Genomic DNA, 13,232 nt, shown 5'->3' on the forward strand with positions numbered 1-13,232 from the left:
ATCCGTCTCCTCAATGCCGGGACAGCCAGTCGTCGACCTGCCCGGCGATGGAATGGAACGCCGCGCCATCCGCGCCGTTCCCCGCCGCCGGCGGCTGACCGGCATCCGACGCGGTGCGAATGCCGATCGCCAGCGGCACGCGGCCGAGGAACGGCAGGCCGAGCCGCGCGGCCGTCGCCTCCGCCCCGCCGGTGCCGAACGGGTCCGACACTTCACCGCAGTGCGGACAGACATAGCCGGCCATGTTCTCGACCAGCCCGATCACCGGAATACCGGCCTTGTCGAACAGATCGATCGCACGGGTGGCATCGATCAGCGCGAGGTCCTGTGGCGTCGAGACGATGACGGCGCCTGTCGGCTTGTGCTTCTGGATCATCGTCAGCTGCACGTCGCCGGTGCCGGGCGGCAGGTCGAGCACCAGCGTGTCGGTCGCACCCCAGTCCGCCTCGACCAGCTGGGTCAACGCCCCCGCCACCATCGGCCCGCGCCATGCCAGTGCCCGGCCGGGTTCGACCAGCTGGCCCATCGACAGCATCGGCACACCATAGGGCGTCGGCACCGGATCGAGCACCTTGTCCTTCGCGGTCGGACGCTGGTCCTCCGCCGCCATCAGCCGGGGCTGCGACGGCCCGTAGATGTCGGCATCGACCAGCCCCACCCGTCGCCCGCGTGCCTTCAACGCGATGGCGAGATTGGCAGCGAGGGTCGACTTGCCGACGCCGCCCTTGCCGCTGGCGACCGCGATCAGCCGACGGGCGACGCGTTCGGCGGTGACCACGACCCGGACCTCGCCGGACCAGCCCTGCGCCGCGGCGGCGCGCACCGCCGCTTCCAGCGCATCGCGCTCGCGCCCCGACAGGCCGGTTGCGTCCAGCACGATGCCGGCGCGCGCCCCCTCGAACCGCAAGGTGGCGCGGGCCCCGGCGGCGGCGCGGACGGCCGCGATCGTTACGTCTTGTGTCATGCGGGGTCAGATAGGCGTGGGTCGGCGGCTTGCCACTGTTTTTCCGCGAACGCCTTCTTATAAGGGTAGCATGACGATCCTGCCGGGCCGCAAAGGGCGCCCTCCCATTCTCGCCGCCGAAACGCCGAAGGGTCCCTGGGGCCAGGGTGACGATCCCGATGGTAGCGGTCCGCGCAACCCGTGGTCGCTACCGCCCGGTGCCCGCAAGCCGGGCGCGAAGCCGACCGCGCTCGACGATTTTCTGAAGAAGGCGCGCGGCGGCGGCAACGGCGGGGGTGGCGGTGGCTTCAACGGCCTGCCCGGTGCCCCGAATGCGCGGGCGCTGTGGTTGATCGGGGCGGGGATCATCCTGCTGGTCTGGGTGCTCTACACCTCGATCCATCCGATCGCCCCGCAGGAGCGTGGCGTGGTGACCTATCTCGGCCGCTACTCCGGCACGCTCGATCCCGGCATCGCGATGACGATGCCCGCACCGATCGCCAATGTCGTCAAGGTCGACGTTCAGAACATCCGCATCGAGAATTTTCCGGAAAGCGGCTCCGAGAACCTGATGTTGACGAGCGACCAGAACATCATCGACCTCGCCTATGCGGTGCGATGGAAGATATCGAGCCCGCAGAACTACGTGTTCCAGATCGACAAACCGCGAGATACCGTACGCGCGACCGCCGAAAGCGTGATGCGCGAGGTCGTTGCTAACGTCAGCCTCGATTCCGCCCTCGGGCCGGGCCGCGCGACGATCGAGAACCAGGTGCAGGAGCGGATGCAGAAGGTGCTGGACGATTACAGGTCCGGCATCGTCGTCGTGGGCGTCGGCATCAAGCAGGCTGATCCACCCGCACGCGTCAACGATGCCTTCAAGGACGTTACCGCCGCGCAGCAAGACGCGCAGGGGGCGCGCAATCAGGCGCAATCCTACGCCAAGCAGGTGATCGCCCGCGCCGAAGGCGAGGCGTCGCAGTTCGACAAGGTGTACGAGCAGTACCGGCTTGCACCCGAAGTGACCCGCCGCCGCATGTATTACGAGACCATGGAGGCCGTGCTGGCCAAGTCCGACAAGACGATCGTCGAGCCGAGCGGCGTCGTGCCGTACCTGCCGATGGGGAATGCGCGGCGGCTGCCGGACGCTGCACCTGCCGAACCGGCGCAACCCGCCCAGCCCGTGGCGACGACGGGAGGCAGCCAGTGAACGGTCTGTGGCGCCACCCGATCGCGCTCGGCCTCGGCGCGTTGATCTTCGTCATCCTGCTCGCGGCGACGGTAACCATCGTGCCGGAAACGCAGCAGGCCGTAATCCTGCGATTCGAACAGCCCGTGCGTACCGTGAACGCGTGGAAGCAGGGTGAGCAGTTTGGTCGCACCGGTGCGGGCCCGATCCTGCGCATTCCGTTCATCGACCGGCTGGTCTGGCTCAACAAGCGCGTGCTGGACGTCGATTACGACAACCAGCAGGTGCTGTCGTCCGACCAGCTGCGGTTGGAGGTCGACGCCTATGCGCGCTTCCGCATCATCGATCCGTTGAAGGCTGTGAACGCCACCGGCAGCACGTCGCAGACGGAGACCGCGATCACAGAGGCGCTGCGCCCGCTGCTCGGCAGCTCGATCCGCAACGAGCTGGGCAACCAGCCGTTCGCGACCTTGCTCAGCCCCGAGCGGGACGAGGTGATGGATAATATCCAGGTCCGCATGCAGCGGCTTGCCAGCCAATATGGCGTGCAGATCGTCGACGTGCGGATCAAGCATGCCGACCTGCCGGACGGCAGCCCGCTTGATCGTGCGCTCGCCCGGATGGCGACCGCGCGGCAGCAGCAGGCGACGACAATTCGAGCGGAGGGCCAGAAGGAAGCACAGATCATCCGCGGCGAAGCCGATGCGCGATCGGCGCAGATCTATGCGCAAAGTTTCACCAAGGATGCCGACTTCTACGACTTCTATCGTGCGATGCAGTCCTATCGCCACACCTTCGGTGCGGACGGCGGGCCGGCACCTAGCGGCTCGACGTCGATCATATTGTCACCCGGAAACAGTTACCTGCGCGAGTTCGAAGGGCGGGGGCGTTGATCGGCAACGGTTGACACCCCAACTTGCCGGGTGATGAACATTCAAGCGGCGTTCAGGCGTTTCGGTCCAATAAGGCACCAAATCTGAACGACCCCAACGAGAGGAATCTCCCCTAGTGCGTTACGCCTACGCGATCACCAGTGCGCTACTCCTCGGCGGCGCGACCGCCACGCTGGCCCTCCAGCCGAGCAACGCCCAGCAGGCGCAGAACGAACCGGGCGCGATCCAGGCATCCGTGCCCCGCGCCGGTGCGCCGATGAGCTTCGCCGACATGGTGCAGAAGCTGCAGCCGGCCGTGGTCAACATCTCGACCAAGCAGACCATTGTCCAGCAGCAGCCCGCCAACCCGTTCTCGGGCACGCCATTCGGCGAATTGTTCGGCGGCATGGGCGGCGGGCAGGGCGGTGCGCCGGTGAAGCGCGAAGGCGCCTCGCTCGGGTCGGGCTTCCTGATCTCGCCGGATGGCTATGTCGTCACCAACGCGCACGTCATCAGCCCCGGCGCACGCGGCGCGACCGTCAACTCGATCACGGTAACGCTGTCGAACAACAAGGAATATACCGCCAAGGTCATCGGGCAGGACACCGATTCCGATCTTGCGCTGCTGAAAATCGACGCAGCCGGTCTGCCCTATGTGAAGTGGGGCGATTCCGCACAATCGCGTGTAGGCGACTGGGTGGTCGCGATCGGCGAGCCGTTCGGTCTGGGCGGCACCGTGACCGCCGGCATCATCTCGGCGATCAATCGCGTCACGGGTCAGGGCGGGGCGTACGACCGCTTTATCCAGACCGATGCTTCGATCAATCAGGGCAACTCCGGTGGCCCGATGTTCGACCTCAACGGCAACGTGATCGGCGTCAACAGCCAGATCTTCAGCCAGTCGGGCGGCAATATCGGCATCGGCTTCGCCATTCCGGCCGCCGTCGCCAAGCCGATCATCGAGACGTTCCGCACCGGCGGCAAGATCAGCCGCGGCTATATCGGCGTGACGATCGGCGGCGGCGTCGACGACGATGCGGCGGCGGCGCTCGGCATTCCCAAGAATTCGGGCGAGCTGATCGCACGCGTCGAGCCGGGCGGGCCGTCCGCAAGGGCCGGTTTGCGTCCCGGCGATGTCGTGACGAAGATCGACGGCAAGCAGGTCAGCAAGGACCAGTCGCTGACCTACCTCGTGTCCAACCTCAAGCCGGGCACGACCGCGCGGTTCGAGGTTCTGCGCGGTGGCCAGCCAACAACCGTCAACATCGCGGTGGCCACACGTCCGTCGACGGAACAGTTGCAGGCGCAGATTCAGGGTCAGGACGACAGCGGCGGATTCGGTCCCAATGCCGGCCCGGGTGGCGACGATGGCGACGACGATACGCAGTCGGTGCCGCAGTCGAGCACGGCACCGCTGGGCCTTACCGTCCAGCCGCTGACGCCGGGCATCGCGCGTGCGATCGGGGTAGACAGCGCGGTTCAGGGCGTCGTGATCGCGACGGTCGATCCGTCGAGCGACGCGGCGGGCAAGCTGAAGCGTGCCGACGTGATCACGGCCGTCAACGGCACACCCGTTCGCACCGCCGCGGACTATGCGCGCCTTGTTGCGCAGGCGAAGGCGGCGGGTCGCCCGCAGGTGCTGCTGCTGATCCAGCGTGGCCGCGGCAACCCCGCGTTCCTGCCGGTCAAGATCAAGTAAGCCACGCGTCCCTACGGACCGTGACTGGCGAGGGCCGTCGCTCCTGTGGAGCGGCGGCCTTTCCTTTTCCGGGCCTCGCGCGCTACGCTTCTGCTCGCGTAGCGTAGGAGCGAACATGAGCGACGGCATCTTCATTGGAGCGAGTGTGGGTGGTGGCGGCGGCAAGCCGCAGGTGCTCGAGCTCAAGCGCGCCAACCGCCACGGCCTGATCGCCGGCGCGACCGGCACCGGCAAGACCGTGACGTTGCAGGGCATCATCGAAGGCTTTTCCCGCGCCGGCGTGCCGAGCTTCGTTGCAGATGTGAAGGGCGACCTGTCCGGCCTCGCCATGGCCGGATCGCCCATGTCGAAGACCCACGCCGCCTTTGCCGCCCGCGCTGCCGAGATCGGCGATGCCGACTGGGTCTATGCCGACAATCCCGTGCACTTCTGGGACTTGTACGGTGAACAGGGCCATCCGATCCGCACCACCGTCAGCGAAATGGGGCCACTGCTGCTCAGCCGACTGATGGACCTCAACACGGTGCAGGAGGGCGTGATGACGATAGCCTTTCACGTCGCCGACAAGGAAGGGCTGCTGCTGCTCGACCTTGACGATCTCCAGTCGATGCTCGCGCATTGTGCCACCCGCGCTGACGAACTGACCACCACCTACGGCAACGTCTCAAAGCAGTCGATCGGTGCGATCCAGCGTTCGCTGCTTCAGCTGCGCACGCAGGGGGGCGAGCATTTCTTTGGTGAGCCGGCGCTGGAGATGGACGATTTCATCCGCACCGACGACAGGGGCAGGGGCGTGGTCAACGTCCTTGCCGCCGACAAGTTGATGGCGGCGCCCAAACTCTACAGCACGTTCCTGCTCTGGCTGATGAGCGAATTGTTCGAACATCTGCCGGAAGTCGGCGACCCCGACAAACCCAGGCTCGTCTTCTTCTTCGACGAGGCGCATCTGCTGTTCGATGAGGCACCGAAGGCGCTGCTCGACAAGATCGAACAGGTCGTTCGCCTGATCCGATCGAAAGGCGTCGGCGTCTATTTCATCACCCAGAACCCGATCGATATTCCCGACACCGTGGCGGGGCAGCTCGGCAACCGGGTGCAGCACGCGTTGCGTGCCTTCACTCCGCGCGATCAGGCGGCGGTGCGATCGGCGGCAGAGACGTTCCGTGCCAACCCCGGTGTCGACGTCGCCACCGCGATCACCGAGCTGAAGGTCGGCGAGGCGCTCGTCTCGCTGCTGCAGCCGGACGGTTCGCCCTCACCGGTCGAGCGCACGCTCATCAAGCCACCCGCCAGCCGCGTCGGGCCGGTGACGCCGCAGGAACGTGGCGTCATGATCCAGACCGATGCGATCGGCGACAAATACGACACGGCGATCGACCGCGAATCGGCCGAGGAAATCCTCGCCGTCAAGACGCAGGAGGCCGCTGCGGCGACCGCCGCTGCCCGCACCTCGAGCGATGCCGAAAAGGCGGCGGCCGTGCAGGCGAAGGATGAAGCCAGGGCCGCGAAGGACACCGCCCGCATAGCTGCCGCGCAGGCGAAGGCCGATGCGCAGGCGCAACGCGCCGCCGAGCGCGAAGCGGCGAACTCGCCCTGGTCGAAGGCGGTCGGTTCCGCCACCCGTGCCGCCAGTTCCTCGATCGGGCGTCAGGTCGCCAACGAGATCGGCAAGCAGGTGTTTGGCACGTCGCGCAAGTCGTCGGGGGGCGGTCTGGTCGGCACGGTATTGCGCAGCGTGTTGGGCAATTTGATGCGCGGGCGCTGAGCCACGCGCATCGCGGCGCGGGCCCGGATCTTATTCCGCAGGCGTAATCCAGCCGATCGCTGCCCCGGCCTGCGCTGGGCAGCGGAGATGGGGGCGCCCGGACAGTGTCATGGGTTGCGGAGTGCCCAGCCTCGACAACCCGCTCGCGCCGGCTCACAACGCTCCCCGGCAAACGGAGCAAGACCATGTCCCTCGACGACCATAGCATCAGCGAGTGGAGCGCCGCCGGCGACGCGGAACTCGACGATATCGTCACCCTGCGCCGCGCGATCCATGCCGAACCCGAGGTGGGGCTGCACTGCCCGCGCACGACGGGTAAGATCAAGGCGGCGCTGGCCGGCCTGCCGCTGGAATTTCACGAGGGCACATCCACCACCGGGCTGATCGCGATCCTGCGCGGGCAGGCGGGCGACAACGGGCGCACCGTGCTGCTGCGCGGCGACATGGATGCGCTGACGATGCAGGAGGAAACGGGGCTGCCGTTCGCCAGTACGATTCCCGGCCGGATGCACGCCTGCGGCCATGATTCGCATACCGCGATGCTCGTCGGCGCCGCACGGGCGCTCTCCGCGCGGCGGGACCGGTTGCCCGGCACGATCATCTTCATGTTCCAGCCGGGCGAGGAGGGGCATCACGGCGCCCGCTTCATGATCGACGACGGTCTGCTCGATATCGCCACGCCCGACGCTGCGTTCGCGCTCCACATCACGCCGAATGCGTCGGCCGGGCTGGTGATCACCCGGAGCGGGCCGATCATGGCGTCGGCGGACACCGTGCATGCGGTGATCCGCGGGGCCGGCGGCCACGCCGCGATGCCGCACGATTGCATCGATCCGGTGCCGGTCGCGTGCGAGATCGTGACGGCGCTCCAGACCTTCGTCGCGCGCCGGATCGCGGTCACGGACCCTGCGGTGCTGTCGATCACCAGGATCGAGGCAGGGTCGGCGCACAATATCATCCCTGGCGACGTCACGCTGCTCGGCACGCTGCGGACATTGTCGGAGGCGACGCGCGCCACGATGCATGCCGCATTCAAGCGGATCGTGGAGAACATCGCCGCGGCACATGGCGCGACAGCCGAAGCATGGATCGACACCGGCTATCCGGTGACGGTCAACGATCCGCGCGGCGCGGCGCTGATCGAAACGGTCGCGGGCGAACTCGACGCGGGTTTCGCGACGATGCCACAGCCGATGATGGGCGCCGAGGATTTCTCCTACGTGCTGCGCCGCTATCCCGGTGCCTTCGCCTTCCTCGGCGTCGCGCCTGCGGGCAGCGATCCCGCCACCAATCCACCGCTGCACAACACGCGGATGACGATCGATGAATCGGTGATGGCGAAGGGCGTGGCGATCCACTGTGCGGTCGCGACCCGGTATCTGGAGCGCGGCTTCGACTGACATACCGGATCAGGCGATCGTACCGCCGCTGGCCCGGGCGATGCCGCGACGGACCGCCGCCGCCACCTCGCGCGCGGCGGCTTCGCGCGGTTTGGCCGATCCCGGATACGTGGCGGATCGCCGCTCGTCATAGATTGTCACGTCGAACGGCGCCCCTCGCGTATCCGCGACGATGCGGATCGCCCGAACGCGCTTGCTCCGGACGAACACGTCCAGATCGCCGCCCGGCGCATCGAAGATCGACAGCAGCGCGAAAACGAACGCGATCGGCTGGAACGGATAGTACAGCGTGGTGAGCAACCGCCCTGCGGGCGTGCGTTCGCGATCGAGGACCAGCCCCCAGCCGGTATCGATCTCCACCCGCGCCGTGGTCAGATCCGCGATATGCCACGTCGCCGGCGGCGCGCCGTCCAGCGATCCTGCGATCAGCCGTGTCCGTGCGTTGTCGACGGCCACGAAGACGTTGAGAGCGGGGTCGGCGATCGCGACATCGGTGTGCAGCGAGCGGCGGACATGGGCCGCGCTCGCCTCCAGCGCAGGCTGTGCCCGACGCCGCCGTACCCGCCAAACGAACGCACCGATCACCCACCACAACCCGACCCCGATCCCGAGCGCGACATACCAGGGCGCGCCGCCCTGCAAGACGATCAGCGCGACCGCAACCGCGACGACGAACGCCAGAATTTCGACCATCGGCCGCGCCTCCTGCGATCAGGCCTTGATCAGCCCGATCTCGACCAGTCGCTGGTGCAGATAGTCGTGCGCCGTGATCGGCTCGGGGTAACGGTTCGGATGCTCGGCGCTGATCGTCTGCGGCAGTGTCTCGATCAAGAAATCGGGTGCGGGGTGCAGGAAGAACGGCATCGAATAGCGCGAATGGCCGCGGCGTTCGGGCGGCGGGTTGACGACGCGGTGCGTGGTCGATGGCAGCACGTGGTTGGTCAGCCGCTGCAGCATGTCGCCGACGTTGACGACCATCGCGCCCTCCGGCGGCTTGATCGCGAGCCAGCGGTTGTTGGCGCGGTCTAGTAGTTCTAGGCCGGCTTCCTCTGCCCCGAGCAGAAGCGTGATGAGGTTGATATCCTCGTGCGCGCCCGCCCGTACGCCCTCCGCATCCGCCGGGATCGGCGGATAATGCAGCAGGCGAAGGACCGAATTGCCGTCCTTCACCGCCGGATCGAACCAGTGCGGATCGAGCTTCAGGTGCCGCGCGATCGCCGACAGCAGCCGGTCGCCGGCGCGGTCGAACGCGGTGAACAGTTCGAGGAACGTGTCCCTGAATCCGGCAGGCTGTGTCGGCCAGATGTTCGGCGACATGCTGTCGGCGAACCGATGACCCTCCGGCAGTTCGCGACCGATATGCCAGAATTCCTTGAGGTCGACGTGTTTGGCGTCCTTGGCGATCTCGGTCTTGAACGGGGTATAGCCGCGTGCGCCGCCGCCGCCCTCGACGAAATAGCCGCGCTTCTCCGCTTCCGGGCGCGCGAACAATTCCGCCGTTTCACGCCACGCACGGTCGATCAGGTCCTGTGGCACGCCATGATCGGCGATGATCGCGAAGCCGAACCGTTCGAACGATTCGCCGAACGCGGCGGCAAAGCCGTCGGGGTCGCGATCCTGATCGGCGAGGCTGAGTGTCGGCACCTCGGCAGTCGAGGGAGTATCAAGCATAAAGGCCATCCGTCTGATGAAGCGACGGTTATACCTCGCCCGGAGCACGCCGTCATGTCCCACGTCGCACCGGTGATTCGATGCCGGTCGAACGTCGTGAATGCCGGAGAAACGGCAGTATTACGTGCGTTTATCCAGCGTGATGGGACAGTGTTTCATCGACTCGGCGCAGTCCGGTCCCGCTTGATCGCGGTAGTGGTAACCATGCACTTGTGGTGGACGGCGAATTGCAGGCACACACTCGGTCGTCTGGGGCGCGGTGGGGCTGCGAGTCAGGACGATCTGAATAGTCCGGACCCGGCCAGGGCGGGTACGGCGCATTATGTTGGGGTCCGATGATCACTTTCGCCCGTACTGCTGTCGCCTTCGGTTCGCGCGTCCGCGCCTTGTTCACCACCCGTGATATTCTGTTCCACGACGGTAAGTCGCTGCGCCGGGTCAGCATCACCGGCCGCCGTCAGGCCGCTGCCGCCACGATCGGCGCGCTTACCATCGGTTTCTCGGGATACGGCGCCGCGCAGGCGGCTCAGGTCGTCACCAGCCCGGTCGACACCCGTATCGTCCATATGGAACGCCAGATCGACGCGATGCAGGCGCGGGTGTCCGACATCCGCCACGTCGCGAAAGTGCATGCCGAGCGCGTCGAGCAGCGTCAGGCGCTCATCACCGCCGCGCTGACCGGCAAGGGCGATGAGGCCGAGCTGGCTATGGCGACGCTCGCGATCGATCCCACCGCCGATCGCCTCGCCGCCGATGTCGTCAAGCCGCTGGTGAAGGTGGAGGGCCGTCAGGCGGAACTCGCCGATGCCGCGCAGGACGTGCTCGACCGCCGTCTGGCGCAGACGAATGCGACGCTGAAGAAGCTGGGCGTCGCCGGCCGCATCGCCAGGGGCGGCATGGGTGGCCCCATGCTGGATGCCAACAGCGCCGAGGCACAGGCCGATCTGAAAGCGGATGCGCAGTTCCGCACGTTGTTCCAGAGCTGGAAGAAGCTCGATACGCTGCAGCAGGGCGCGATCGCCATCCCCTCCGTGCAGCCGGTGCAAAAGCTGAACTTCACCAGCAACTTCGGCATCCGTTCCGATCCGTTCCGCGGCACCGCCGCGATGCATGCCGGCGTCGACATTCCCGGTCCGGTGGGCACGCCGATCTACGCCACGGCCGACGGTATCGTCGATCACGCAGCGCGCCAGGGCGGCTATGGCAACATGGTCGAGATCAATCACGGCAAGGGTATCGCCACCCGCTATGGCCACCTTTCGAAGATCCTCGTCGCCGATGGCGCCCGCGTTACCCGCGGCCAGTTGATCGCGCTGATGGGCTCGACCGGCCGCTCGACCGGACCCCACCTGCATTACGAGGTTCGCATCGACGGTCACGCCGTGAACCCGATCCCGTTCCTGACCACCGCCGATTATCTGCTCGCGTCGCAGGACCGCGCGGTCCATGCCATCCCGGTGTCGACGGACGGACCCGCCGCGCAGGATTGATTGCTCCTGCTCGATCGTGAAGCGGGCGGGGGGTAACCTCCGCCCGTTTGCGTTGCGCGCACCCGTTGTCCCGGCGAACGTCGAAGGTCCATGGAGCCGGGCCGCTGCCGGCGCGTCATTGATGGTTCAGCGCGTCCATGGGGCCCGGGGTCCGTCGGGATGACGGAATATGGCGGGAACGGGGGCGTGAGCATGGATGCCGGACCCGATCATGACCGCACACGTCCCAACCAACCGGTTGCCCCGCTCCCCTGTCGCGCCTATCTCCGCGATATGGCCACACTCGCCCCCGACATCATGCTCACGCCTGCCGCCGCCGCGCGCGTCGCGGCGATCGCGGGCAAGCAGAACAAGCCTGCGATCCTCCGGCTCTCGGTTGACGGCGGAGGCTGTTCGGGCTTCCAGTACAAGTTCGGCTTCGCCGACGCAGCCGACGAAGACGATACCATCGCGGAGACGGACGGCGTGCGTCTGGTCGTCGACAGCGTCAGCCTCGATCTCGTGCGCGGCTGTCAGGTGGATTACGTCGAATCGCTGGGCGGAGCGGCGTTTCGGGTCGAAAATCCCAACGCGGCGTCAGGTTGCGGTTGCGGTTCCAGCTTCGCGATCTGACGCTTGAAGCTCGTCACCTACAACGTCAACGGGATCAAGGCCCGCCTGCCGCGGCTGATCGAGTATCTTGCCGAGGAGCAGCCCGACGTGGTGTGCCTGCAAGAGATCAAGTGCAGCGACGATACCTTCCCGATCGCCGATATCGAGGGGGCGGGCTATGGCGCGATCTGGCACGGGCAAAAGGGTTTCAACGGCGTCGCGGTGCTCGCGAAGGGAATGACCCCGGTCGAGCGTCAGCGCGGGCTGGAGGGTGAGCCGGAGGACGAACACAGTCGTTATCTGGAGTGCGAGGTCGACGGGCTGGTCGTAGCATCGATCTACCTCCCCAACGGCAATCCGCAGCCGGGGCCGAAATTCGACTATAAGCTGCGCTGGATGGAGCGGCTTGCCGCCCGCGCCCGGGTTTTGCTCGACGCGGAGCAGCCGGTGGTCCTGATGGGCGATTACAACGTGATTCCCAATGACGACGACACCTTCTCCGTCCGGGCGATGGCGGACGATGCGCTGATGCAGCCGGAAAGCCGGGCCGCCTATCGCCGCCTGCTGGCGCAGGGTTGGACCGACGCGCTACGCACCCGCAAGCCGAAGGGCGGCGTGTGGACCTTCTGGGACTATCAGGCGGGTGCGTGGCAGCGCGACGCGGGCTTTCGCATCGATCATCTGCTGCTCAGCCCGCAGGCGGCCGACCGGCTGGCAGATGCCGGCGTCGACAAGGCATATCGCGGGCGTGAAAAGGCGAGCGACCACGCACCGACGTGGGTCCGGCTGACGTGAAGCGACAGGCGGCGGTACTGCTGGCGCTGATGGCCTCCCCGGCGCTGGCGCAGCAGCGCGACCTGTGTCCGGAGCGCCCCGGCCTCGATACGCCGGCGTGTATCGTCGACCGGGGGCGCGTCATGGTGGAAACCGGGGTGGTCGACTGGACGCTCGATCGCCAGCCCGACAACCGCACCGATACGATCCTGCTCGGCGATACGCTGGTCCGCGTCGGCGTTACCGATGTCCTGGAGGCACGGATCGGCTGGACCCCGTATGGTCATGAACGCATCCGCGATCGCCAGACCGGTGCGATCGATCGTGCCGGCCAGACCGGGGACGTGTCGCTGGGAGTAAAGGCATCGTTGCTGCACCCTGACGGTAGCGGTTTCGCGGTTGCGGCGCTGCCCTTCGTGACGGTCCCGACGGGTGGCAGCCGCATCGGCGAAGGTGTCGTCGGGGCGGGATTCCTGCTGCCGGTTACGTACGAATTGTCCGATACGATACAGCTGGATGCGACGCCGGAGATCGACGCGCAGCCTGACGAAGGGAGGTCGGGCCGGCATCTGCGCTACAGCACCGCCGGTGGTGCGACCTTCAAGCTTGGCCAGACCGTATCGCTCGCCGCCGAGGGGCAGGTGATCCGCGACGACGATCCCGACGGTCGCACGACGCAGGCGCTGGCGGCGCTTTCGATCGGCTGGCAACCGCGTGACGATTGGCAGTTCGACGTATTCGGGATCGCGGGCCTCAATCACGACGCGCCGGATCTCGAACTCTCCGCAGGTATCTCCCGCCGGTTCTGACGCTTCAGCGACCCGGCCCGAGCGAGCCG

General features: G+C 66.9%; 12 protein-coding genes. 9 read left to right on the forward strand and 3 right to left on the reverse strand.

Going from position 1 to position 13,232, the window contains the following annotated elements; translation table 11 throughout:
* Nucleotides 1-10: 10 nt before the first annotated feature.
* Entirely contained in the window at nt 11-964 is a 954-nt protein-coding gene (locus NF699_16980) for an Mrp/NBP35 family ATP-binding protein (GenBank protein USU04710.1), read from the reverse strand.
* A gap of 70 nt (nt 965-1,034) precedes the next feature.
* On the opposite strand from NF699_16980, the gene hflK reads away from it, so the two are divergent.
* From hflK to NF699_17005, 5 genes are all read left to right on the forward strand, one after another.
* Nucleotides 1,035-2,153 (forward strand): FtsH protease activity modulator HflK, encoded by a 1,119-nt coding sequence (gene hflK, locus NF699_16985; GenBank protein ID USU04711.1) that lies wholly within the window; start codon nt 1,035-1,037, stop codon nt 2,151-2,153.
* Complete coding sequence (locus NF699_16990) at nt 2,150-3,025, forward strand: protease modulator HflC (GenBank protein USU04712.1); 876 nt, start codon at nt 2,150-2,152, stop codon at nt 3,023-3,025. The genes hflK and NF699_16990 overlap by 4 nt, the downstream gene beginning before the upstream one ends.
* Nucleotides 3,026-3,140: 115 nt before the next feature.
* Complete coding sequence (locus NF699_16995; GenBank protein USU04713.1) at nt 3,141-4,703, forward strand: Do family serine endopeptidase; 1,563 nt, start codon at nt 3,141-3,143, stop codon at nt 4,701-4,703.
* Nucleotides 4,704-4,818: 115 nt separating this feature from the next.
* Nucleotides 4,819-6,468: a DUF853 domain-containing protein gene (locus tag NF699_17000; GenBank protein ID USU04714.1), complete on the forward strand. Its 1,650-nt coding sequence runs from the start codon at nt 4,819-4,821 to the stop codon at nt 6,466-6,468.
* 185 nt (nt 6,469-6,653) lie between these two features.
* Nucleotides 6,654-7,868: a M20 family metallopeptidase gene (locus NF699_17005; GenBank protein USU04715.1), complete on the forward strand. Its 1,215-nt coding sequence runs from the start codon at nt 6,654-6,656 to the stop codon at nt 7,866-7,868.
* Between the two features lie 9 nt (nt 7,869-7,877).
* On the opposite strand, the gene NF699_17010 is transcribed toward NF699_17005, so the two are convergent.
* Together NF699_17010 and NF699_17015 are read right to left on the reverse strand one after the other, a co-directional pair.
* A complete protein-coding gene (locus tag NF699_17010) occupies nt 7,878-8,561 on the reverse strand; it encodes a hypothetical protein (GenBank protein USU04716.1) in 684 nt (227 codons plus the stop codon).
* 18 nt (nt 8,562-8,579) lie between these two features.
* On the reverse strand, nt 8,580-9,539 hold the full coding sequence (locus NF699_17015; protein ID USU04717.1) for an isopenicillin N synthase family oxygenase: 960 nt from the start codon (nt 9,537-9,539) through the stop codon (nt 8,580-8,582).
* Between the two features lie 335 nt (nt 9,540-9,874).
* Between NF699_17015 and NF699_17020 the strand changes: the two genes are divergently transcribed.
* From NF699_17020 to NF699_17035, 4 genes are all read left to right on the forward strand, one after another.
* Nucleotides 9,875-11,029, forward strand: coding sequence for a M23 family metallopeptidase (locus NF699_17020; GenBank protein USU04718.1), 1,155 nt, complete (start codon nt 9,875-9,877; stop codon nt 11,027-11,029).
* Nucleotides 11,030-11,302: 273 nt separating this feature from the next.
* Nucleotides 11,303-11,641: an iron-sulfur cluster insertion protein ErpA gene (erpA, locus tag NF699_17025; protein USU04719.1), complete on the forward strand. Its 339-nt coding sequence runs from the start codon at nt 11,303-11,305 to the stop codon at nt 11,639-11,641.
* Nucleotides 11,642-11,644: 3 nt separating this feature from the next.
* The gene (xth, locus tag NF699_17030) at nt 11,645-12,415 is read left to right on the forward strand and encodes an exodeoxyribonuclease III (protein USU04720.1); all 771 of its coding nucleotides are present in this window, start codon (nt 11,645-11,647) and stop codon (nt 12,413-12,415) included.
* Entirely contained in the window at nt 12,397-13,203 is an 807-nt protein-coding gene (locus NF699_17035) for a transporter (GenBank protein USU04721.1), read from the forward strand. The genes xth and NF699_17035 overlap by 19 nt, the downstream gene beginning before the upstream one ends.
* Nucleotides 13,204-13,232 lie beyond the last annotated feature (29 nt).

This window comes from Sphingomonadaceae bacterium OTU29LAMAA1, from assembly GCA_024072375.1.
In the GTDB taxonomy this organism is placed as follows: Bacteria; Pseudomonadota; Alphaproteobacteria; order Sphingomonadales; family Sphingomonadaceae; genus Sphingomonas.